Consider the following 21,931-nt stretch of genomic DNA (forward strand, 5'->3'; position numbering starts at 1 on the left):
GGCTCCTACCCGCTCGCGCGGTGCGTCGCGCGACCGAGTCGTCAGGCCGGGTTGAGGGGCCCCGCGGGCGACGGGGCCCCGGCCGGGTCCGCCGCGGCGCGCGGCACGACCTCGTCGGTGTCCGACGACGATGCCGTCCCGGGACGGGACACCCACGCCCAGGCGGCCAGGAACGCAGCCTCGCACGCCGCGTCCTGCAGGTACCTGCGGCTGATGCGACCGCGCGGCACGTTGACGGCGTCGACGGCCAGCAGCGTCGCCGCCGTGCCGACGCCCAGGGCGCGCGCGACCGGCAGGCGCGACTCGTCGCGGCACAGCAGCTGGGCGGCGCCCACGGTCGTCAGCAGCCCTGCGACGGTGAGCTGCAGCCAGCGGTCCGTCTTCCGGCCGTAGACGGCCTCGAAGCTGCGGACGCTGACCAGCGGCCACAGCCCGCCCGCCACGTTGAACATCCCCTGGGCCGTCGCCACCCGTCGCATGTCGGCCTCCTCCCGTCGTCGGTGCGCTGCCTCCGGCCCCTACCCACCCCTGACCGGGCTCACCGGGGACGGGTCGAGGTCTGCGGGCGGTGCACGCGGGTTCGCCCGGGGTAGGTGAGGCTCGTGTCCACGCAGCTGACGGCGAGACTCGAGGAGGTGGCGCGTACCACCTTCGGGTGGCACCCGTTGCACCCGTACCAGCTCGCGGCGATGGAGCACCTGCTCGAGGGCCGGGACGTGCTGGCGGTGCTGCCGACCGGTGCGGGCAAGTCGGCCATCTACCAGGTGCCGGCGTTGCTCGTGCCCGGCCCCACGCTCGTCGTCTCGCCGTTGCTCGCCCTGCAGCGCGACCAGCTCGACGGGCTGCGGCAGGCGGGCGCGCCGACCGGCGTCCTCGTCAACTCGCAGCAGACGACGAGGCAACGGAAGGAGGCCTGGGAGCTGGTCCGTCGGGGCGAGGCCAGGTACGTTTTCACGTCGCCGGAGCAGCTGGCGAACGAGGACGCGCTGCGGCGGCTGGCGGACGCCGGGGTGGGGCTGCTCGTCATCGACGAGGCGCACTGCGTCTCCTCGTGGGGCCATGACTTCCGGCCCGACTACCTCAGGCTGCGGCAGGTCGTCGAGCGCCTCGGCCACCCACCCGTCGCAGCGTTGACGGCCACCGCCGCACCTCCCGTGCGCGACGACATCGTGGCCAGACTGGGCCTGCGCGAGCCTGCATCGGTCGTGACGAGCTTCGACCGCCCGAACATCCACCTCGAGGTGCGACGGGCCACCGACGCACAGGACCAGCGTCGGACCGTCCTCGAGCGCGCCGCGGAGCTGCACGGCGACAGCGCTGCCGGTCTCGTCTACACCGCGAGCCGCCGGGCGGCCGACGAGGTGGCCGCGCCGCTCGCGGGGTCGGGGGTCCGGTGCGCGGCCTACCACGCCGGGGTGCGCGGGGCCCGGCGTGACGAGGTGCACCGGGCCTTCCGTGACGGGGGCCTGCACGTCGTCGTCGCCACCTCGGCGTTCGGCATGGGCATCGACAAGCCGGACATCCGGTTCGTCGTGCACGCGGCCGCGCCCGAGTCGCTCGACTCCTACTACCAGCAGGTCGGGCGTGCCGGCCGGGACGGTGACCCTGCCGAGGCGCTCCTCGTGCACCGGCCCGAGGACCTGCACCTGCAGACCTTCCTCACCGCCGTGAGCGCCCCCGAGGAGGACCTCCATGCCGTGACGGCCGCACTGCACGCGGCCTCCGGACCGGTCCGTGCGACGGCCCTCGACGCCGAGCTCGGGCTCTCCCGCGCGCGGCGCACGAGGGTGCTCAACCTCCTCGAACAGGTCGGTGCCGTCCGCCTGGTGCGCCGCGGACGCGTCGGGCTCAGGGACGGCGTCACCCCTGAGGACGCCGTGGCCGCCGCCGTGGAGCGCTCCGAGGAGCACCAGCAGCTGATCCGGTCCCGCGTCGAGATGGTCCGCACCTACGCCGAGTCCACCGGGTGCCGGCGGCAGCTGCTGCTCGGCTACTTCGGGGAGCGCCTCGCCGAGCCGTGCGGCAACTGCGACACGTGCGAGGCGGGGACCGCGCGCACCCGTCCGACCCGACGTGGTGGCTTCCGGCTCGGCGCAGCGGTCGAGCACGACGAGTGGGGCCCCGGGACCGTCATGGACGTGGAGGAGGACCGGGTGACCGTGCTGTTCGAGCGCTTCGGCTACCGGACGCTGTCGGTCGAGGCGGTCAGGGCCAACGGTGTCCTGCGGCGCGCGGACCGAGCCGCTGCGGTTCAGGAGGACGCGCTGTCGCGACGCCAGTCGCCGAACGCGGCGTCGTGACCGGCGGGCCCCTGGGCTTCGCGGTGCCGGCCGAGGACGATGCCGAGCAGGACCATGCCGAGGCCGAGCACCAGGTGCAGCCAGTCGTCGGCACGGTTGACCGGCACGAAGTTGGCGGCGGACGTCTTGTCCACGAGCAGCCCGTAGAGCCACAGGACGAGGTAGACGACGCCGCCGCCGACGAGGAAGGCCCTCGAGGCTCCCCACGTCCGGGCCGCGAGCAGACCGGCGGCCCCGTAGAGCAGGTGCACGACGTTGTGCAGCACCGAGACCTGGAAGAGCCCGAGCAGCATCGCGCCGGAGTGGTGGCCGGCCACGCCGAGGTCGGAGTAGTCGGACGTCACGCCCGGCACGAAGCCGGCGATGCCGACGAGGAGGAAGACGAGCCCGACGACGAGCGCCGCGCCCTGTACGGCCGTCCTGCGGCGCGTCGGTGCACGGTCGGTCGTGGGTCGATCCGGTCGGGTGGACATCGGTGCTCCTCTCCGCCCGGTGCCCGGGCTGTGGCGATCCCGTGCCCACGGCCGGCCCATTCAAACCCGGCGCGACACCATCGGCATCGGTGACCGCGCCGATGAGGCCTCGCGGTCACGGGGCGTCGAGGAGCCGGCGCTCGGCCTCGACGGGGGCGGGCACGACCCGGCGGGCCCGGACCGCCGCGACGAGCCGTGGCACCGCCGCCAGGATCCCGCGCCGGCCTGCCGGGTCCGCGGCCAGGTGGCAGGCCGTGACCAGCACCGCGCGCGTCGGGCGCCGCAGCACTGCCGTGAGGAGCCGGTTGCGGGCGATGAGGACCCGACGCGCCTCGCTGTGCTCGCGTGACCTCGAGGGCACGTGCCGTGCGACGACCTCGGGCACGTAGCACAGCGCCCAGCCGCGGGCCGCGAGGTCGAGGGCGAGGCGCTCCTCCTCGCCGGGGAAGAAGACGACCGGGTCGAAGCCCCCCGCCTCGAGGAACGCCGACCGGCGCACGACCGCGCCGCAGGCGATGAACCCGAGGACGCGCGGTCCGGGCTCACCGGGCCGGGTCCCGAGCGGTGAGCGGGCCATCTCGAGGCAGACCCCGTCAAGGGTGCCCTCCTCACCGACGAGGACGCTCCCGGCCACGAGACCGAGCCGCGGATGGGCATCGAGCAGGTCGGCGGCGCGGTCGAGGGCACCCGCCTCCCACCACGAGTCGTCGTCGGCGAAGGCCACGTAGGGGGTACCGGCCCGGCGGACGCCCACGTTGCGGGCCGCCGCCCCGACGTTGCGGCGCAGCGGGACGACCTCGACGTCCGGGAAGGTGGCGGACACCCGCGCTGGGGTCCCGTCGCGGGACGCGTTGTCCACCAGGACCACCGGCCGGGGGTGCCGTGGAAGCGAGCGCTCGAGGTCGGGCCAGCGGTCGCGCGTCATGACGACGACGGTCACGCGCTCCGCGCGGTCGGGCGCCCCGCTCACGCCCCGGCCACCTTGGGCGCCGGCGCGTGCTCGGCGACGGCGCGCTCGAGCACCGCGTCCCAGTCGTCGAGGAACCGCTGCAGACCGAACCGGCGCAGCGCGTGCGCGCGGGCGGCCTCGCCGGCGGCGCGGGCACGGTCACCGTCCGCGCAGAGCTCCCGGACGGCGTCGGCGAGCCGGTCCGGTCGGGTCGAGACGACACCGGCCTCGGGCGGTACGGCCAGGGGCACCTCGGTGCTGGCGACGGCGACGACGGGCAGGCCGAGCAGCATCGCCTCGACGAGCGAGAGCCCGAGCGACGTCCAGCGGTTCGGGTGCAGGTAGACCCGGCGCCGGGCCATCTGCCGGTGCAGGCGCTCCTGGTCCAGACCCTCCACCGTGCGCAGGCCGCGGGGCACCGCCGGCAGCGAGCGCAGGGCGTGGGCGTCGATGCCGAAGACGTCGACCGGGACGGCCTCCGCCAGGTGGAGGACGAGGTCGGTACCCACCGCCCGCCCTCGCCGCAGCGGCTCGTTGACGACGACGGCGGCCCGCTCCAGCTCGCCCGTGTACCGGTGGCCCGGGTCGACGACCCCGTGGTCGACGACGGTGGTGGGCGCCGACCCGGTGTCCCACATGAGGGCGTTGAAGGGCGTCACGTGGACGACGAGGACGCGGGTCTGGTCGGCCATCGGGTGCCGGTCGAACGGGACCCGTCCTCCCGGCACGTTGTGCTCGAGGTAGACCGCGGGCACGTCGAGCCCGGGCCGGCGACCCGTCCACTCGTGCACCAGCTCGCCCTCGTGCGGGCGCTGGAGGACGACGACGTCGAACGGCTCCTCGCGCAGCTGGTCGGGCGACCGCTCCCGGACCGAGTCCGGCCAGTCCCACGACGTGGCCCGCCCGACGCCGTCGGGCCCCCGACCCGGCAGCACCGGGAGGAGGTACTCGTGCGGGCCCTGGACGAAGCCGGTGGTCCACGAGCCGTGGACGTGCCAGAGGAGGACGCGCACGCCGGTCACCCGGCCCGGCGTCCGGCCTCGGACGCCGGGCCGAGGTCGGTGTCGAGGTCCGTCTCAGGCGCGCGGCGCGTGCGCCCGAGGGCGTGGAGGTCCCAGCCGGCCCGACGCCACGTGTCGGGGTCGAGGACGAGGCGTGCGTCGAGGACGGTGCGGCGCCGCACGACGCCGGCGAGCGCGCCCGGGTCGATGCGGGCGAACGTGGGCCAGTCGGTGAGGACCATGGTGAGCTCGGCTGCGGCACAAGCGGATTCGACACCGTCTGCGAGCTCCAGGTCCGGACGGTGGGCCAGGTGGTGGCCGGCCTCGGGGTCGTGCACGCGGACGTGGGCGCCCCGGGCCGCCAGGGTCGACGCGACGGCGAGCGCCGGCGAGTCGCGCACGTCGTCCGAACCGGCCTTGAAGGCGGCCCCGAGCACCGCGATGCGTCGTCCCCGGGGGCTGCCGCCCAGCAGCGCCGCCGCCAGCTCGACGGTGCGCGTGCGCTGGTGGGTGTTGACGTCGTCGACCGCGGCGAGCAGCGAAGCCGCGGCGTCGACGCCGAGCTCGGCGGCCCGCGTCGCGAAGGCGCGCAGGTCCTTGGGCAGGCAACCGCCGCCGAAGCCGAGGCCGGGGGACAGGTAGTGCGGGCCGATCCGCGGGTCGAGCCCGAGCACCTCGGTGAGACGCTCGATGTCGGCGCCGGCGGCCTCGCAGACCTCGGCCAGGACGTTGACGACCGAGATGCGGCTCGCGAGGACGACGTTGGCCGAGGCCTTGGCGAGCTCGGCGGTGCGGGGGTCGGTGCGCACGACCGGCACACCGGCCTCGACGAGGGCGGCGTAGACCTCCCGGAGACGCCCCTCGGCCACGTCCGAGCTGACGCCCAGGAGGAGCCGGTCCGGACGGAGCGAGTCCTCGACGGCGTGCGCCTCGCGGAGGAACTCGGGGTTCCACGCCACCTCCACCCGCCGGCCACCGTGTGCGGCGTCGAGGCGGTCCTGCACCTGCGCCGCCGTGCCGACGGGTACCGTCGAGCGCCCCACGACGAGTGCACCGGGGCGCAGGCGCGGCGCGATCGCGTCGACCGCCGACCAGACGGCACCCAGGTCGGCGCCGCGTCCGCCGTCGACCTGGGGCGTGCCGACGCAGAGGAAGTGGACGTCGGCGTCGGCGGCCGCGCCGGGCTGGGTGGTGAAGACGAGGCGCCCCGAAGCCACCCCCCGCTCGAGGAGGTCGGCGAACCCCGGTTCGTGGAACGGTGGCAGGGCGGCGGCGAGGCGCTGCACCCTGCCGGGGTCGACGTCGACGCCGACGACGTCATGACCCCAGTGGGCCAGCGCCACGGCATGCGTCGCGCCGAGATAGCCGGTTCCGAGGACGGAGGTGCGCACGGCTCCTCCCATGCCCCGGAACCGGCTCGTCAAACGGGCCGGCCGCGGCCGGACCAGGCCCGGCCACCCGGACGGGGCACGCAGACAGGGCATTTCACGCGCCGGGAAGCACTTCTCCGACGCCGAGCCGTTTGACGGGCGGAGAAGTGGGCATCGCCTCGCAGAGGGGCCCGTTCCCGCTCCGTCCAGCAGGCACCCACGGCATCGGAGGTCTCGTGAAGGTTCTCGGCGTCAACGCGCTGTTCCACGACCCTGCGGCCGCGCTCGTCGTCGACGGGGTCACGGTCGCGGCCCTCGAGGAGGAGCGGCTCACGCGCCGCAAGCACGGGCACCGCCCCGTGCCGTTCGCCGCCTGGGAGCTGCCCGAGCTGGCCGCCCGGTGGTGCCTCGAGCGGGCGGGCCTGGAGGCGTCCGACCTCGACGCGGTGGCCTACTCCTACGACCCTCGGCTGGCCGAGCCCGCCGACCAGCTGGGCCTCGACGACCCGTGGGACCACCTGCGCCAGACGTACGCACGACACGCCCCGGGCTTCATCGCCTCGGCCCTGCCCGGCCTCGATCCCGCGTCCGTGCGGTTCGTCCCGCACCACGTCGCCCATGCGGCGTCGGCAGCCCTCGCCTCGCCCGGACCCGACACCGACGTCCTCGTGCTCGACGGGCGCGGCGAACGCGCCAGCCACCTCGCCGGCACCTACACCGGCGGCGTGCTGGAGACCCTTGCGGCACAACGGCTTCCGCACTCGCTCGGCCTCCTCTACGAGGAGGTCACCGATCACCTCGGGTTCCTCCGCAGCAGTGACGAGTACAAGGTGATGGCCCTGGCGTCCTACGGGACCCCCCAGTTCGCCGACGAGCTGCGCCGGGCCGTGGTCGCGTCGGCGGACGGCGGCTTCCGCACCGACCCGGTCGAGTGGGCAGCGCTGGCCAAGCGTCGCGCCGCGCACGACCCGTGGACGCAGGACCACGCGGACCTGGCCGCCAGCGTGCAGCAGCGTCTCGAGGAGGTGCTGCTCGAGCTCGTCCACTGGCTGCACGAGCGCACCGGTTCGCGACGGCTCGCCCTCGCCGGCGGTGTCGCCCTCAACTGCGTGGCCAACACCCGGCTGCACGCCGACGGCCCCTACGAGGACATCTGGGTGCAGCCCGCGGCCGGGGACGCCGGGACGGCCCTCGGGGCCGCGCTGACCGTCGCCACCGACGGCGGCGACCGGTGCACGCCGATGCCCGGTGCCGACCTCGGGCGCGAGTGGACCGATGCCGAGCTCGAACAGGTGCTGCGCACGGCGCGCCTGCCCTACGAGCGGGCGGGCGACGTGGCGCAGGATGCGGCCGCCTGCCTCGCCGCCGACGGCGTCGTCGCCTGGTTCCAGGGCCGCAGCGAGTACGGGCCGCGAGCCCTCGGTCACCGGTCGCTGCTCGCCCACCCCGGTCGGGCCGAGAACCTCGAGCGCCTCAACGACGTCAAGGGACGCGAGCAGTTCCGGCCCGTCGCCCCGATGGTCCTCCTCGAACGGGCGAACGAGATCTTCGGGCGCGGGCCCGTGCCGTCGCCGTACATGCTCTTCGTCCACGACATCGCGCCGCCGTGGCGCGACCGCATCCCGGCCGTCGTCCACGTCGACGGGACCGCCCGGGTGCAGACGGTGGACCCTGTCCAGGAGCCGCTCGTGGCCCGGATGCTGTCGGCCTTCGAGGAGCGCACCGGCCTGCCCGTCGTCGTCAACACGAGTCTCAACACCGCCGGGCGGCCGATGGTCGACAGCCCTCGTGACGCCCTGGAGTGCTTCGGCTCCGCTCCCGTCGACCTGCTCACCCTCGGACCGTTCGTCGTCAAGAGGCCGGCGTGACCGCAACCGCTGCCGTGGCCGGGCGCCCCGACGCCGTCGTCGCGCCGACGACGATCGTCGTGCCGACCGTCGGCCGCGCCTGCCTCGTCAGGCTCCTCGAGCGCCTGGCCGGGCAGTCGACGCACGTCACGGCCCCCGTCCTCGTCGTCGACGACAGCGGCCGGGGCACCGGCGGCCTGCCCGGGTGGCTCGAGGAGCTGCCCTACGCGACGACGGTGCTGCGCAGTGGTGGACGCGGACCGGCGGCGGCCCGCAACCTCGGCTGGCGCCATGCCCGGACGGGGTGGGTGTCGTTCCTCGACGACGACGTGCTGCCCGGGCAGGACTGGTACGCGGACCTGCTCGTCGACCTGGGCGACGCGCCCTCCGAGGTCGTGGGCAGCCAGGGACGGCTGTCCGTGCCGCTTCCGGCGGACCGTCGCCCCACCGACTGGGAGCGGTCGACCGGGGGGCTAGAGGGCGCCCGCTGGATCACGGCCGACCTGTCCTACCGTCGTTCGGCCCTCGTCGCGGTGGGCGGCTTCGACGAGCGGTTCCCGCGCGCCTACCGAGAGGACGTCGACCTCGGACTGCGCGTCAGCGCCGCCGGTGGGCGCATCGAGTGGGGGCGTCGCCGCGTCGAGCACCCGGTCCGTCCCGCGGACGCCTGGGTCAGCGTCCGTCGCCAGGCCGGCAACGCCGACGACGCGCTGATGCGCCGGCTGCACGGGTCCGACTGGCGCGCGCGGGCGCACGCCCCGCGGGGGCGGCTGCGGCTTCACGCGGTCACGGTCGCCACCGCCGTGGTGGCGGCGGGAGCGGTGGCGACGAGGCACCGACGCGCCGGCGGGGTCGCCGCGCTCGCCTGGGCAGGGCTGACGGCACAGCTCACCCTCGCCCGGGTGCTGCCCGGTCCACGGGACACCTCTGAGATCGGCGCGATGCTCGCCACGAGCGCGGTCATCCCGTTCGCGGCCGTCGTCCACAGCGCTCGTGGCCACCTGCGTCATCGGCGCGCCACGCCGTGGACCGGACCGCCGGACCTCGTCCTGCTCGACCGTGACGGGACGATCGTCCACGACGTGCCCTACAACGCCGACCCCGCCGCGGTGCGACCGTTCGAGGGCGCACGGGAGTCCCTGGACCGCCTGCGCGGCAACGGGATCCGCGTCGGCGTCGTGACCAACCAGTCGGGCGTGGGCCGTGGTCTGATCTCACCGGCACAGCTGGACGCCGTCAACCGGCGCGTGTCCGACCTGCTCGGCCCTTTCGACGTGTGGTGCCAGTGCCTGCACGCTCCGGAGGAGGGCTGTGGATGCCGCAAGCCGAGCCCGCAGCTCGTCCTCGAGGCCTGTGACCGGCTCGGCGTCGACCCTTCGCGGACCGTCCTCGTCGGCGACATCGGCTCGGACGTCACAGCCGCCGAGAGGGCCGGGGCCCACGGCGTCCTCGTCCCGAACGGCGCAACCCGGCCCGAGGAGGTGGCCGCCGCCCGGCGGGTCGGGCGTGACCTCGGCACGGTCGTCGACGACCTCCTGGGAGGACGCTGGTGACCCACTCTCTCGTCGTGCGCCTCGACAGCGCCGGAGACGTGCTCCTCGCGGGGCCCGCCGTCCGGGCCGTCGCCGCGGGCAGCCACCGGGTGACCCTGCTCTGCGGGCCCCGGGGTGCCGACGCGGCACGCCTGCTGCCCGGCGTCGACGCCGTCGTGACGTGGCGCTGCCCCTGGGTCGACCCGAGCCCCGAGGCGGTCGGCGCCGAGGACGTGGGCCGGATCGTCTCGACGCTGCGCGACCTGGCGCCGGACCGTGCCCTGGTGCTCACGTCGTTCCACCAGTCGGCCCTGCCGACGGCACTCGTCCTGCGCCTGGCCGGTATCCCCTGGGTCGGGGCCGCCAGCGAGGACTACCCCGGCAGCCTCCTGGACCTGCGACACCACGTGCCGACGCGGGTGCACGAGGTGGAGCGCGCCCTGTCGCTGGTCCGGGCTGCCGGGCACGAGCTGCCCCCCGGTGACGACGGACGCCTGGCCGTGCGCCCGCAGGCACGCCGGTGGCTGCCCTGGCCCGGCGCGGCGTCCTCGCAGCCACCGCCCTACGTCGCCCTGCACCCGGGCGCGTCGGTGCCGGCGCGCGCCTGGCCCGAGCCCGGCTGGAGGTCCCTGGCCACGGCCCTCGTGGCGCGCGGTCACCACGTCGTCGTGACGGGCGGCCCGGACGAGCGGAGGCTGACGGCGTCGGTGACCGCGGCGGCCCGCGGGTCCGGCGGCGCCCCGGCCGGCCGCGTCCTCGACCTCGGTGGCGCCACCACGCTCCCCGGCCTGGCCGGGGTCCTCGCAGGAGCGTCCGTCGTCGTGGCCGCCAACACCGGTCCGGCGCACCTCGCCGCCGCGGTGGGCACGCCCGTCGTGTCGCTCTTCGCCCCGACCGTGCCGTTCGAGTGCTGGCGGCCCTGGGGCGTGCCGGTCGTCGCCCTCGGCCGGGGCGATGCCCCCTGCCGCGGCAGCCGGGCCACGACCTGCCCCGTGCCGGGGCACCCGTGCCTGTCCACCGTCACGGCCGAGGAGGTCGTGACGGCCGTCGAGTCCCTGCTGCCGCGCGCCGGCACGCAACCCGTCGAGCCCGAGCAGGGTCGCCAACCCGAGGCCTGCGCCCGCCCAGTCCCAGGAGGTGTCACATGAGGATCGCGATGGTGTCCGAGCACGCCAACCCCCTCGCCGTGCTCGGGGGCGCGGACGCGGGCGGCCAGAACGTGCACGTCGGTGCCCTGGCGGGGCAGCTGGCTGCCCGCGGGCACGACGTCACGGTCTACAGCCGGTGGACGGCCGCGGACGTGCCGACCCGCGTCACGACGGCCGAGGGGTACGTCGTCGAGCACGTGCCGGTCGGACCCCCCGAGGACGTCCCCAAGGACGACCTGCTGCAGTACATGCCGGCGTTCGCGCGCTACCTCGAGGCTCGGTGGTCCGAGCAGCCCGTCGACATCGTGCACGCCCACTTCTGGATGAGCGGGGTCGCGAGCACGCGGGCCGCCCGCCGGGTCGGGGTCCCGGTCGTGCAGACCTTCCACGCGCTCGGCACGGTCAAGCGGCGCCAGCAGGGCGTCCGTGACACCAGCCCACCCGAGCGCCTGGGCCTGGAGCGGCGGCTGTGCCGGGACGTCGACCACGTCGTCGCCACGTGCACCGACGAGGTGGACGAGCTACGCGCCATGGGCCTGCCCGCGCGGCGGGCGACCGTCGTCCCGTGCGGCGTCGACACCGACCTGTTCCGGCCGCTCGCGGTCGGGGACGGCGCCGGCCCCCGGCTGCTGTCCATCGGCCGCCTCGTCGAGCGCAAGGGCGTCGGCAACGTCATCGAGGCCCTCGCGTCCCTGCCCGGCGTGGACCTCGTCGTCGCGGGCGGGCCGGACCCCGCCCGGCTCGACACGGACCCGGAGGTGCGCCGCCTGCGCGACGTGGCCGGACGCGTCGGTGTCGCGGAGCGCGTCCGCTTCCTCGGCGGCGTCGGCCGCGCCGAGGTGCCCCGGCTGATGAACGAGGCCGACGTCGTCGTGGCGGTGCCATGGTACGAGCCGTTCGGCATCGTGCCCGTCGAGGCCATGGCGTGCGGGCGACCGGTCGTCGGTTCGGCCGTCGGTGGGCTCCTCGACACCGTCCTGCCAGGGGTGACCGGCGAGCTCGTGCCGCCGCGGCGGCCCGACGAGGTCGCCGCAGCCGTCCACCGCCTGCTCGGGGACCCCGAGCGCCGGGCGGCGTACGGCCGGGCCGGCCGCGACCGGGCCCTCGCCCTCTACCGCTGGTCCTGCGTGGCCGAGGCCACGGAGGAGGTCTACGGCCGGCTCGTCGCCGCCGCGACCCGGGCGGTGGCACCGTGACCGGCGCCGTGGACCCGCGTCGGGGCGCCGCGGCGACCTCCGTCACGCCGTGCGACCACGCCCACCTCGACGCCCTCGTCACCGCGGCCCGCGCCTTCGAGCCGTGCGTCGACCTCGCCGACCGGTGGGGACGCACGCTCGCGACCGTCCTCGACCGCGGAGGTCGGTTGCTCGCCGCCGGCAACGGCGGCAGCGCCGCCCAGGCGCAGCACCTCACCGCCGAGCTCGTCGGCAGGTACCGCCTCGACCGGCGGCCCTTCTCGGCCATCTGCCTGAGCGCCGAGACGTCGAGCCTCACGGCGATCTGCAACGACTACCCGGGCGAGGAGCTGTTCGCGCGGCAGGTCGAGGCCCACGCCCGGGAGGGTGACGTGCTCGTCCTGCTCTCCACGAGCGGCCGCAGCCCGAACGTCGTCGAGGCCGCGCGTCGTGGCCGCGAGTGCGGCGCCACCGTCTGGGCCCTGACGGGTCCGGCGCCCAACCCCCTCGCCGCGGTCGCCCACGAGGCGCTCGCCGTCGACGCCGAGTACACCGCCACCGTCCAGGAGCTGCACCTCGTCGCCGTGCACATCCTCTGCGCCGGCCTCGACCGCGCGCTCGGCGTGCACCCGGCGCGCACGACCGAGGACGTGCCTGCCGTGAGGAGGCCGGCATGAAGGGTCCGCTCGTCGTCGTCGGTGACGCCCTGCTCGACGTCGACCTCGACGGTCGCGCCGACCGGCTGTGTCCGGACGCCCCGGTGCCCGTCCTCGACGAGCTCGTCGAACGGGCGCGGCCCGGGGGTGCGGGGATGGCGGCGGCGCTGGCCCGCGCGGACGGCGCGGACGTCGTCCTGGTGAGCGCGCTCGGCGACGACGCGTCCGCGGCCCGCGTGCGCGAGCTGCTGCACGGCGTCGAGGTCATCGCCCTCCCCGCGCGGGGTGCGACCCCGGTCAAGCGACGCGTGCGCGCGGAGGGACAGTCCCTGGTGCGCCTCGACACCGGTGGGCCGCCCGGCGGGGTGGGCCCGGCGCCGGCGCGCGCGCTGGACGCGGTCCGTGGGGCGGGCGCCGTCCTCGTCGCGGACTACGGTCGGGGCACCGTCGAGGCCGAGGGCCTGAGGGACGCGCTCGGTTCGGCCGCCGGGGACGTGCCCGTCACGTGGGACCCCCACCCGCGCGGCGGTGAGCCGGTCCGGGGCGCGCGCCTCGTCACCCCCAACGAGGACGAGGCGGCCGTGCTGGCCGCCCGGCGGGGGTTCGAGGTCGACGGGCCCCGGCACTCGCTCGTCAGCATCCGGCGCCGTGCCGAGGCCCTGGCCCGCGTGTGGCGGGCGCGGGCCGTCGCCGTGACGCTGGGGGACCGCGGAGCCCTGCTGACCTACGGCGCGGGCACGCCCGTGCTCGTGCCGGCCCCCGACGTCCGGTGCATCGACCCGTGCGGGGCCGGCGACCGGCTCGCGGTGTCGGCTGCGCTGGCGCTGGGGGAGGGCCGGGTCATCGCGGAGGCCGTGGGCGACGGCGTCCGTCGGGCCGCGGAGTTCGTCGCCGCCGGTGGGCCCGCCGCGCTCGACGCCGACGCCGGACGCTCCCGGTGGTCGGTGCCGGAGACCGGAGGAGGACCCGCGACCACCCGCCGCCCGGTGGTCGTGGCCACCGGCGGCTGCTTCGACCTGCTGCACGCCGGCCACGTCGAGACGCTGCGCGCGGCCCGGGCCCTCGGCGACCGGCTCGTCGTGTGCCTCAACTCGGACGCGTCGGTGCGCCGGCTCAAGGGGCCCGGTCGTCCGATCGTGCCCGCGAGCGACCGGGCGCAGGTGCTCCTGGCACTCGAGTTCGTCGACGAGGTGGTGCTGTTCGACGAGGACACCCCGGTCGAGGTCCTGCGCCGCCTCCGCCCGGACATCTGGACCAAGGGCGGCGACTACGCGGGTGCGGACGTGCCCGAACTCGCCGTCCTCGAGGAGTGGGACGGGCAGGCGGTCGTCCTGCCGTACGTCGAGGGCCGTTCGACGACGGCCCTCGTCGAGGCGGCGGCCGGCCGGTCCGGCTCCCACCACGCCGTGGGAGCGAGCGCCGCCGCGGCCGCGCAGACCGTTGGAACCGACGAAGGGACAGACACATGACGACCTCGACACCCGGGACCGTCCTCGTCACCGGCGCCGCCTCGGGCCTGGGCGCCGCCGTCGCCCGCGCCGTGGCGGCGGAGGGCGGGAGGCCGCTCGTGCTGGACCGGCGTGCCCCCGACGCCGACGTGGTCGGCGTCCCCGACTCGGACCTCGAGGTCGTCGACCTCGCCGACGCGCGCGCCGCCGAGGCGGCCGTGCGCCGGCTCGTGGACCGCGCCGGCGGCGTGGATGCGGTCGTGACGTGTGCCGGCACGGACGCGTGCGGGCGGTTCGACGAGGTGGACGGGGCCGACTGGGACCGGGTCGTCCACGTCAACCTCATCGGCACGGCCGCCGTCGTCCGCGCCGCGCTCCCGTTTCTGCTCGAGCGCGGGGGACGCGTCGTCACCGTCGCCTCGACGCTGGGCCTGCGGGTGCTCAGCGACGCGACCGCCTACTGCGCGTCCAAGTTCGGCGTCATCGGCTTCTCCCGCGCCCTCGCGGTCGAGACGCAGGGACGGATCGGGGTCACGACGCTGGTGCCCGGAGGCATGCACACCGCCTTCTTCGACGGCCGGCCCGAGCAGTACCGTCCGGCCCCCGACGCCAAGCTCAACCGGCCCGAGGACGTCGCCGCCACCGTGCTGTTCGCGTTGCGCCAGCCACGTGGCTGCGAGGTGCGCGAGCTCGTCGTCACGCCGTCGGTCGAGGGCTCCTGGCCGTGACACCGCGGGCGCTGGTCCTGCGCGCCCTCGGTCTCGGCGACGTGCTGACCGCGGTGCCGGCCCTCCGGGCGGTGCGGCGGGGGCTGCCCGACCACGAGCTCGTCCTCGCGGCACCTGCGGGCATCGGGGCGCTCGTCACCGGTGGTGGGCTCGTCGACCGGGTCCTGCCCACCGAGGGTCTCGGACCCCTCGCGTGGCAGGGTCCGGCGCCCGAGGTGGCCGTCGACCTCCACGGCTCGGGTCCGCAGAGCCATCGCCTGCTCGCGTCGCTGGGGCCCGGCCGGCTCGTCGCGTATGCCTGCGCAGAGGTGAGGGTCGACGGCCCGGCCTGGGTCGACGACGAGCACGAGGTCCGCCGGTGGTGCCGCCTCGTCGCCGACGCGGGCTGGCCGGCGGACCCGGACGAGCTGCACCTGCCGCCGGCGGACGTCGCCAACCCGGCCCCCGGGGTGGTCGTCGTCCACCCGGGCGCGGCCTACCCGTCTCGCCGCTGGCCCGCGGAACGCTTTGCGGCCGTAGCGGACTGGCTCCGCACGGAGGGACACGACGTCGTCGTCACGGGCTCCGCCGAGGAGGTCGCGCTCGCCCGTGAGGTCGCCGAGGCGGCCGGCCTGCCGGGCAGCTGCGTGCTGGCGGGGCGCACGGACCTACCGGCCCTGTCGGCACTCGTCGCCGGCGCCGAGCTCGTGGTCTGCGGCGACACCGGCGTCGCCCACCTGGCCTCGGCGCACCGCACGCCGTCCGTCGTCGTCTTCGGCCCGGTGGCGCCGGCCCTGTGGGGGCCACCCGCCGCAGGCCCGCACACCGTCGTGTGGCGCGGCAGCACGCGGGAGGCGCGTGGTGGCCGAGGAGACCCTCACGGGACCGAGCTCGATGCCGCGTTGGTGGCCACCGACGTCGCCGACGTCATCGACGCCGTGCGGGATCGCCTGCAGGACACCGGTGCTCAGGATCCCACGTGGGGTGCCGCCACACTGCGGAGGTGGTGAGCCGGCGGGTGGGTCTCGACCCGCAGGCGGTCCCGGAACCAGTCGATGGTGCGGCGCAGGCCCTCCTCGATGCCGACGGTCGGACGCCAGCCGAGCAGCTGCTCGGCCCGTGAGGTGTCGGGCCGTCGCACCCGAGGGTCGTCCTCGGGCAGGTCCACGAACCGGATGCGCGAGCGGGAACCCGTCAAGCGGCGCACCGTCTCGGCGAGCTCGAGGACCGTCACCTCGTCCTGCCCGCCGAGGTTGACCGGTCCGGGATGGTCGCTCTCGGCAAGCGCGCACAGGCCGTCGGTCGTGTCCGTGACGTAGCACAGCGACCTCGTCTGGCTGCCGTCGCCGGCCACGGTGATCGGCTCGCCGCGCAGCGCCTGGGTCGTGAACGAGGGGATCATCCGCCCGTCGTCGGTGCGCATCCCCGGCCCGTAGGTGTTGAAGATGCGCGCGATGGCGGTGTCGACGCCGCGACTCGTGCGGTAGGCCGTCGTGAGCGCCTCGGCGAACCGCTTGGACTCGTCGTAGACGCTGCGTGGACCGATGGGGTTGACGTTGCCCCAGTACGTCTCCGGCTGCGGGTGCACGAGTGGGTCGCCGTACACCTCCGACGTCGACGCGAGGACGAAACGCGCCCCGCGGGCCTGCGCCAGGTCGAGGGCGTGCATGGTGCCCTGGCTCCCGACGAGCATCGTCTCGACGGGCAGCGCGGCGTAGTGCACCGGGGAGGCGGGGGAGGCCAGGTGCATGACGAGGTCCACCTCGCCCGGTACGTCGAGGACGTGCGTGACATCGGCGTCGAGGAACGTGAACCCCTCGTGCGCGGACAGCTCCTCGACGACCGAGCGCGAGCCGGTCAGGAGGTTGTCGACCGCGACGACCTCCCAGCCCCGACCGAGCAGGCGGCGACAGAGCCACCCGCCGAGGAAGCCGGCCCCGCCCGTGACGACGGCGCGCCGCGCGCCGGTCCTCGCGGGCGTCCGGTCCGGGTCGTGGTCCACGGCGGCGGGGTACCCGGCCGGTCCGCCACCAAACGCTTCGGACCGCGGGCCCTCGCGCGTTCGTGCGTGGTGGCACCCGAGTGGAGCGGGCTGCCTGGGGGTAGGGCTACGACATGGACGTCGACCAGACCAGGGCCCCGGTGCTCGAGACGATCGAGCACCTCCGCGCCATCGACACGTACACCTTCTCCCTGCCGGGCCACCGGTTCGGGGCGTGCGTCGACGAGGGCACGGCCCGCGTCCTGTCACGTGACACGTTCGGCGCGGACGTCATCATGGCCAAGTCCTCCGTGGGGGAGGCCGAGGAGCTCTACGCTGCGGCCGTCGGGGCCAGGCAGGCCGTCTTCACGACGTGCGGCTCGAGCATCTCGATCCACGTCGGGCTGCTGACCATCACCGGTCCGGGCCGCACGGTCGTCGTCGACCGCAACGTCCACAAGTCCGTCGTCGCCTCGCTCATCCTGTCCGGCGCGAACCCGGTGTGGCTCGAGCCGGCCTGGGACGAGGAGCGGCAGGTGGCCCACCCCGCCACGACGGCCGCCGTGGAACGGGCCCTGCGGGACCACCCCGAGGCCACGGCGGTGCTGCTCATCACGCCCACCGAGTACGGCACCGGGGCCGACGTCGCGGGCGTCGCCGACCTGTGCCACGAGCGCGGCATCCCCCTCATGGTCGACGAGGCCTGGGGCGGGCACTTCGGGTTCCACCCGGACCCGCCGACCGCTGCGGTCAAGGCCGGCGCGGACCTGTCCGTCCAGAGCCTCCACAAGGCCGACGGCGGGCTGTGCCAGGCGTCGATGATTCTCGTCGGCGGCGACATCGTCGATCCGGTCGACCTGCGCCTGCGGCTCGACCTCATCACGACGACGAGCCCCTCGGCCCTCGTCTACGGCTCCATCGACGGGTGGCGCCGCCACCTGGCCCTCGAGGGCAAGGAGCTCATCGACGGCGCGCTGCAGCTGGCCTCCGAGCTGCGCCGTCGGCTCGGGAAGGTCGACGGGCTGCGGGTCGACGACGAGCGCCTCCTGGACGTCGAGGGCGTCCACGAGTGGGACCCGCTCAAGCTCTGCGTCGACGTCAGCGGCCTCGGCATCACCGGCTACACCGCCAAGACGTGGCTGCGGGAGGAGCGACAGATCGCGGCACAGCTGGGCGACGCGCGCCGGCTCGTCTTCTCGCTCACCTACGCCGACGACCAGGCGGCGGCGGACCGGCTCGTCTCGGCGATGGAGGCGCTGGCCGCCGACCCGCCGGTCGGGCAGGCGCCTGCCCCGCAGATCCCGCCGCTCGAGCAGCTGCAGCTCGAGCAGGTCATGAGCCCCCGTGACGCCTTCTTCGCCGAGACCGAGCAGGTGTCCGACCCGGCCGGACGCGTCAGTGCCGAGATGGTCAGCCCCTACCCGCCCGGTGTGCCGACGGTCCTGCCGGGCGAGCGCTGGACCGAACCGGTCGTCACCTACCTGCGGGCGGCCAAGGCGGCCGGCGCGACGATCCCGGACGCGTCGGACCCCGAGCTGGCGACGTTCCGCGTCGTCCGCGAATGACCGGTCGCGCGTAGACCCTCAGCGGACCCGCCACGGCGGTTCGCGTCGTCTCGCGGCCTCGGAGTGGGGTAACGGTCCTGTGAGGGGAGGGCCGGGGGGCCCTCTCCAGCGACAGGAGGACCCATGCCCTCGCCTCAGGCGGCCCGACGTGACGCGGGGCTTCGACCCTCGAGCGGCCCCAGGCCTGCGTCGACGCCCCTGCCGGGTCCCAGCAGGGGCGTCGCCGACATCGTGGCAGCCGCCTGCGTCACGCCGCGCCCGCTGCGGCCGCGCCTGCCCGGCGTCGCGGCGTGTGTGCCGCGCACGGAGCCCGCACCGACCTTCCGACCGGCGCCGTCGCCCTTCAACCAGCAGGGGCGGCGGCGCCTCCTCACATCGGGGGGCCGGCGTGCGCGACGCCGCCCAGGAGCAGCGTCGCGAGCTCGGCGGCATGCGTCCACGGGTTGTTGTGCGACCCGCCCAGGATGCGGACCCTGACGTCGGGGGAGCGGACCGCGCGCCCGCGCAGCAGCTCGAGCCACTCGACGGGCGCGAACGCGTCGTGCCGCCCCGCGGTGAGCACGAGCGGCAGGCGGAGGCCGGCGACACCGTCCTCCGGCCGGTCCCGCTGCCCCGAGCGCACGAGTGCGAGGAGGTCACGCGGCCCGGCGCGCAGCAGCTCACGGGGGTCCAGCTGCCACGGCCCGTCGTGGCGGTAGGCGAGGGGGACACGGGCGAGCACGCCCGGCAGGGTGCGTTGTCCCGGCGCGAACGTCGGCCCGGCGAGCACGACGGTGACGTCGTCGCGTGACGCCTGTACCTCGAGCCCCGCCACGAGCGCGGCCTGCGCGCCCGTCGAGTGCCCGACGAGGACGACCGGTCGGGCGGTCCCGTGGTGCACGAGCCAGGAGGCGGCGGCGCGCCCCACGTCCCGGACGTCGGGGGCCGTCGTGCGCGGACCCGGCGAGCCGTAGCCGGGCAGGTCGAGGACGACGGCGGATGCACCACGTCGTTCGACCTCGCGAACGAGCCGACGCACGTAGTGGGTCAGCCCGAGCCCGGGCACGACGACGACGAGCGGTCCGCACGCCGTGCCCTCGAGCGGGGGCGGCGGTGGCGTCACGCCGCGTCGGAGCCGGCCAGCACCACGCGGAAGTCGATCGGCTTGCACGTGCCGTTGTTCGACTTCTCGGCCGAGCACGCCGTGAGACCGACGACGAGGTCGGCCTCCGCCCGCAGCGTGATCCGGTCGCCGGGGCGCGAGGTGGGTGGGTCGATGTGCAGCGTGCCGTCGCGTTCGGTCCACACGTTCATGAAGATGTTGAGCGTCGTGGAGATCGTGTCGGGCCTGACCCCGAAGGCCGCCATCGACGTCGCGAGGTTCTCGAAACAGCTCGGGTGGGAGGCGCCCTGCAGGTGGGGGTAGAGGATGTCGAAGGTCTGCTGCGAGCACGGCGTCAGGAGGATGTCGTGCCGCCCGCACGTGTCCTCCTCGACCACGGCCATCGGTCGGCTGCGGTTGCTGTAGAGGACGGTGCCCGTCGTCACCGCGACCGAGTTGGCGTAGTCGATGGTGCGGCCCGAGGAGAACCACTCGCCGAGGGTGTCGGCCATGACGCAGAAGAAGTCGCTCACCTGCTCGCCGGCAGGGTCCGCGACGGTGAGACGGGCGCCGGCGGGCAGCAGGAAGGCGACCCCGGTCTCCGGATCTAGGCGCTCGAATCCGTCTGCGGCAGAGGCGATCCCAGGTGCTCGGCTGCTGCTGGTGCTGGTGGCGCTCTCGGTCATGACGCGGTGTCCTCCTCGTGGGTCTCGGCGAGCCGGACGTCGAGTGGCGGGACCCACCCGGGGCCATGGAACCGCCCCGAGTACTGTCGGGCCTCGCTGGACTCGCCGTGGTCGGCGACCATGGGGTTGATGCTGCCCTGCAGTGTCTCGTCCCGGGCGCGGATCCGCGAGCGCATCCCCTCGTACCGGCCCTCGTCGCGCAGCTGCTCGAACTGCTCGTGCGGGTTGAACACGACCGTGGGCAGTGGCGCACGCCGGGCCACGCGGGAGGCGGCGGGGTGCAGCCCGACGACGAAGTAGGCAGTCCCGCGGACGCTGAAGGCGAAGTGCGGGTCGGCGGGATCGGAGCCGACGCCGTCGGCCCACGGCGCGTCGTCGGCGTCGTGCAGGCGCTGGAGCAGTCCGAACAGGGATCGCTCGAACGCTGCCTCGTCGCGGTGCACGGGAGCCCGGAACGAGGCGATGAAGGAGTGGAAGCCGTCGGTGGGCACCTCGTCGTCGGCGAAGACCTCGAGGTGTCGCAGCAGGACGTCGGCGGTCTCGGGCTCGTCCATGTCGTCGAGGACGAGGTGCAGCATGCCCCGTCGGCGGAACACCGACTTCGCTCCGAGACAGGGGTACTCGGCGTGGGTGACCATCTGCTCGACGGCGCGTCGCACGTCGCGCCCGGGCCGGCGTCGCAGGTCCAGGCCGGCGAGCGCGGCCAGCGTCGCCTCCAGATCGCCTCCGGAGGGGGCACCGGATGGTGGCGGGTGGGTCGTCGTCATGGGGCCTCCTCTCGGTCGGGCGTGTGGCGGGGACGTACCCGCAGACGGGGTCCGCAGACGCGGCGCCGGCCGGAGAGGGCTGTCGCCCGGACCGTTTCGGTCCCCGGCGCCGGGGTAGTGCGGCGGTCGTGGACGGGCGTGGAGGCCACCCGACGGGGCCTGTCGACGTGGAGGTGGTCGTCCCGCTGCGCTGGTCGGACGGCGGTCGTCCCGGCCTGCGGCGGGCGACCGAGATGGGTGCCTACCTCGCGTCGCTGCTCACGGCGACCCCCCACGTCACCGTCGTAGACGGCAGTGCGCCGGAGCAGTTCCGGCGCCATCGCGCGACCTGGCCGAGTGGGGTGCGCCACGTCCGTCCCGAACCGGCGGAGGCGTGGCGTCCCGTCCCCGCCGGGGAGCCGGGGTCCGCCGCCGACCGGCCGGTCAACGGCAAGGTCCTCGGCGCCATGACCGGCATCCGGATGTCCCGCTGCGAGCGCGTGGTCATCGCCGACGACGACGTCCGCCTCACCGTGGACGACCTCGCCGCGCTGGCGCACCGGCTCGAGGACTGCGACCTCGTCAAGCCGGTCAACGTCTTCGACCGGTGGCCGTGGCACGCCTGCTGGGACGGCGCGCGCACGCTGCTCAACACCGCCCTGGCCGACGACTGGCCCGGTGTGTTCGGACTGCGCCGCTCGACGGTCCTCGCAGCCGGTGGGTGGAGCCCCGAGGTGCTCTTCGAGAACCTCGAGCTCTGGCGCACGATGCAGGCCCACGGGGCCCGCACCAGGTCGGCCACCGACATCGTCGTCCGGCGGCTGCCGCCGACGGCGGCACACTTCCGGGCCCAGCGCGTGCGCCAGGCCTATGACGACCTCGCCCAGCCCGGACGCCTCGCGGCAGAGCTCCTCGTGCTGCCGGCCGTCGTCGTGGGGGCACGACGCGGACGTCGCCCCCTGCTCCTCGGCGCCCTGGCCTCCGTCGTCCTCGCCGAGGTCGGGCGCCGCCGCATCGGGCGTCACCACGTGCCGGCGCTCGTCCCGCTCGCCGCCCCGCTCTGGCTGCTCGAGCGCGGCGTGTGCGTCTGGCTCGCCGTCGGCACCAGGGTCCGGGGCGGCGTCCGGTACCACGGACGCCGGCTGCCCACCGCGGCACACTCGCTGCGCCGGTTGACCGAGCGCGCCGCGGAGGCCCGGGTGATCGCCACGACCGCGGGTGGGTAGGGGGCCCGCGACGGATGGGCCGCCGGGCCCGCGCCCTGCC

General features: G+C 75.5%; 20 protein-coding genes. 11 read left to right on the forward strand and 9 right to left on the reverse strand.

The genetic code is table 11. The features are described 5' to 3' along the window. Positions 1-41: 41 nt before the first annotated feature. A complete protein-coding gene (locus tag AC1VM9_RS16180; RefSeq protein WP_483123364.1) occupies positions 42-479 on the reverse strand; it encodes a hypothetical protein in 438 nt (145 codons plus the stop codon). A gap of 123 nt (positions 480-602) precedes the next feature. Here AC1VM9_RS16180 and AC1VM9_RS16185 point away from each other — a divergent pair, with 123 nt between their 5' ends. Continuing rightward, entirely contained in the window at positions 603-2,300 is a 1,698-nt protein-coding gene (locus tag AC1VM9_RS16185) for a RecQ family ATP-dependent DNA helicase (RefSeq protein ID WP_483123365.1), read from the forward strand. On the opposite strand, the gene AC1VM9_RS16190 is transcribed toward AC1VM9_RS16185, so the two are convergent. The 4 genes from AC1VM9_RS16190 to AC1VM9_RS16205 form a co-directional block, all read right to left on the reverse strand. Beyond that, complete coding sequence (locus AC1VM9_RS16190) at positions 2,252-2,773, reverse strand: DUF4383 domain-containing protein (protein ID WP_481338814.1); 522 nt, start codon at positions 2,771-2,773, stop codon at positions 2,252-2,254. The genes AC1VM9_RS16185 and AC1VM9_RS16190 overlap by 49 nt on opposite strands. A gap of 115 nt (positions 2,774-2,888) precedes the next feature. Next, complete coding sequence (locus AC1VM9_RS16195; RefSeq protein WP_481338812.1) at positions 2,889-3,743, reverse strand: glycosyltransferase family 2 protein; 855 nt, start codon at positions 3,741-3,743, stop codon at positions 2,889-2,891. Next, positions 3,740-4,735: a glycosyltransferase gene (locus AC1VM9_RS16200; protein ID WP_483123368.1), complete on the reverse strand. Its 996-nt coding sequence runs from the start codon at positions 4,733-4,735 to the stop codon at positions 3,740-3,742. Before AC1VM9_RS16200 ends, AC1VM9_RS16195 begins: the two co-directional genes overlap by 4 nt. Before the next feature lie 5 nt (positions 4,736-4,740). Beyond that, the gene (locus AC1VM9_RS16205) at positions 4,741-6,114 is read right to left on the reverse strand and encodes a UDP-glucose dehydrogenase family protein (protein ID WP_483123369.1); all 1,374 of its coding nucleotides are present in this window, start codon (positions 6,112-6,114) and stop codon (positions 4,741-4,743) included. A gap of 215 nt (positions 6,115-6,329) precedes the next feature. On the opposite strand from AC1VM9_RS16205, the gene AC1VM9_RS16210 reads away from it, so the two are divergent. From AC1VM9_RS16210 to AC1VM9_RS16245, 8 genes are read left to right on the forward strand one after another with little or no spacing between them, the layout of a single operon-like run. Then, positions 6,330-7,961: a carbamoyltransferase family protein gene (locus AC1VM9_RS16210; protein ID WP_483123370.1), complete on the forward strand. Its 1,632-nt coding sequence runs from the start codon at positions 6,330-6,332 to the stop codon at positions 7,959-7,961. Further along, entirely contained in the window at positions 7,958-9,493 is a 1,536-nt protein-coding gene (locus AC1VM9_RS16215) for an HAD-IIIA family hydrolase (RefSeq protein ID WP_483123372.1), read from the forward strand. Before AC1VM9_RS16210 ends, AC1VM9_RS16215 begins: the two co-directional genes overlap by 4 nt. Then, positions 9,490-10,620, forward strand: a complete 1,131-nt coding sequence (locus tag AC1VM9_RS16220) for a glycosyltransferase family 9 protein (RefSeq protein ID WP_483123373.1) — start codon at positions 9,490-9,492, stop codon at positions 10,618-10,620. Before AC1VM9_RS16215 ends, AC1VM9_RS16220 begins: the two co-directional genes overlap by 4 nt. Then, complete coding sequence (locus AC1VM9_RS16225) at positions 10,617-11,816, forward strand: glycosyltransferase (protein ID WP_483123374.1); 1,200 nt, start codon at positions 10,617-10,619, stop codon at positions 11,814-11,816. The genes AC1VM9_RS16220 and AC1VM9_RS16225 overlap by 4 nt, the downstream gene beginning before the upstream one ends. Next, positions 11,813-12,472 carry a D-sedoheptulose-7-phosphate isomerase gene (locus AC1VM9_RS16230; protein WP_483123376.1) on the forward strand — a complete coding sequence of 220 codons (660 nt, stop codon included), beginning with the start codon at positions 11,813-11,815 and terminating at the stop codon, positions 12,470-12,472. Before AC1VM9_RS16225 ends, AC1VM9_RS16230 begins: the two co-directional genes overlap by 4 nt. Next, positions 12,469-13,920, forward strand: coding sequence for a PfkB family carbohydrate kinase (locus AC1VM9_RS16235; RefSeq protein ID WP_483123377.1), 1,452 nt, complete (start codon positions 12,469-12,471; stop codon positions 13,918-13,920). The genes AC1VM9_RS16230 and AC1VM9_RS16235 overlap by 4 nt, the downstream gene beginning before the upstream one ends. Further along, on the forward strand, positions 13,917-14,627 hold the full coding sequence (locus AC1VM9_RS16240) for an SDR family oxidoreductase (RefSeq protein WP_483123378.1): 711 nt from the start codon (positions 13,917-13,919) through the stop codon (positions 14,625-14,627). The genes AC1VM9_RS16235 and AC1VM9_RS16240 overlap by 4 nt, the downstream gene beginning before the upstream one ends. Beyond that, entirely contained in the window at positions 14,624-15,616 is a 993-nt protein-coding gene (locus AC1VM9_RS16245; protein WP_481346154.1) for a glycosyltransferase family 9 protein, read from the forward strand. Before AC1VM9_RS16240 ends, AC1VM9_RS16245 begins: the two co-directional genes overlap by 4 nt. Here the strand turns inward: AC1VM9_RS16245 and AC1VM9_RS16250 are convergent. After that, a complete protein-coding gene (locus tag AC1VM9_RS16250; protein ID WP_483123380.1) occupies positions 15,574-16,608 on the reverse strand; it encodes a UDP-glucuronic acid decarboxylase family protein in 1,035 nt (344 codons plus the stop codon). The two genes, AC1VM9_RS16245 and AC1VM9_RS16250, sit on opposite strands and share 43 nt — an antisense overlap. Positions 16,609-16,721: 113 nt before the next feature. Here AC1VM9_RS16250 and AC1VM9_RS16255 point away from each other — a divergent pair, with 113 nt between their 5' ends. Further along, positions 16,722-18,152 carry an aminotransferase class I/II-fold pyridoxal phosphate-dependent enzyme gene (locus tag AC1VM9_RS16255; protein WP_483123381.1) on the forward strand — a complete coding sequence of 477 codons (1,431 nt, stop codon included), beginning with the start codon at positions 16,722-16,724 and terminating at the stop codon, positions 18,150-18,152. Between the two features lie 370 nt (positions 18,153-18,522). On the opposite strand, the gene AC1VM9_RS16260 is transcribed toward AC1VM9_RS16255, so the two are convergent. From AC1VM9_RS16260 to gntA, 3 genes are read right to left on the reverse strand one after another with little or no spacing between them, the layout of a single operon-like run. Next, positions 18,523-19,254 carry an alpha/beta fold hydrolase gene (locus AC1VM9_RS16260; protein ID WP_483123383.1) on the reverse strand — a complete coding sequence of 244 codons (732 nt, stop codon included), beginning with the start codon at positions 19,252-19,254 and terminating at the stop codon, positions 18,523-18,525. Continuing rightward, positions 19,251-19,919 carry a DUF1989 domain-containing protein gene (locus tag AC1VM9_RS16265; RefSeq protein WP_483123384.1) on the reverse strand — a complete coding sequence of 223 codons (669 nt, stop codon included), beginning with the start codon at positions 19,917-19,919 and terminating at the stop codon, positions 19,251-19,253. The genes AC1VM9_RS16260 and AC1VM9_RS16265 overlap by 4 nt, the downstream gene beginning before the upstream one ends. Continuing rightward, a complete protein-coding gene (gene gntA / locus AC1VM9_RS16270; RefSeq protein ID WP_483123385.1) occupies positions 19,916-20,686 on the reverse strand; it encodes a guanitoxin biosynthesis heme-dependent pre-guanitoxin N-hydroxylase GntA in 771 nt (256 codons plus the stop codon). The genes AC1VM9_RS16265 and gntA overlap by 4 nt, the downstream gene beginning before the upstream one ends. 167 nt (positions 20,687-20,853) lie before the next feature. Between gntA and AC1VM9_RS16275 the strand changes: the two genes are divergently transcribed. Beyond that, positions 20,854-21,891, forward strand: a complete 1,038-nt coding sequence (locus AC1VM9_RS16275) for a glycosyltransferase family 2 protein (protein WP_483123386.1) — start codon at positions 20,854-20,856, stop codon at positions 21,889-21,891. Positions 21,892-21,931 lie beyond the last annotated feature (40 nt).

Source organism: Monashia sp. HAY1-11D (assembly GCF_056868035.1).

Coding starts and splice junctions, on each gene's coding strand:
- AC1VM9_RS16180 (WP_483123364.1), bottom strand. CDS start 479: ATGCGACGGGTGGCGACGGCCCAGGGGATGTTCAACGTGGCGGGCGGG.
- AC1VM9_RS16190 (WP_481338814.1), bottom strand. CDS start 2,773: ATGTCCACCCGACCGGATCGACCCACGACCGACCGTGCACCGACGCGC.
- AC1VM9_RS16225 (WP_483123374.1), top strand. CDS start 10,617: ATGAGGATCGCGATGGTGTCCGAGCACGCCAACCCCCTCGCCGTGCTC.
- AC1VM9_RS16235 (WP_483123377.1), top strand. CDS start 12,469: ATGAAGGGTCCGCTCGTCGTCGTCGGTGACGCCCTGCTCGACGTCGAC.
- AC1VM9_RS16240 (WP_483123378.1), top strand. CDS start 13,917: ATGACGACCTCGACACCCGGGACCGTCCTCGTCACCGGCGCCGCCTCG.
- AC1VM9_RS16255 (WP_483123381.1), top strand. CDS start 16,722: ATGGACGTCGACCAGACCAGGGCCCCGGTGCTCGAGACGATCGAGCAC.
- AC1VM9_RS16265 (WP_483123384.1), bottom strand. CDS start 19,919: ATGACCGAGAGCGCCACCAGCACCAGCAGCAGCCGAGCACCTGGGATC.
- gntA (WP_483123385.1), bottom strand. CDS start 20,686: ATGACGACGACCCACCCGCCACCATCCGGTGCCCCCTCCGGAGGCGAT.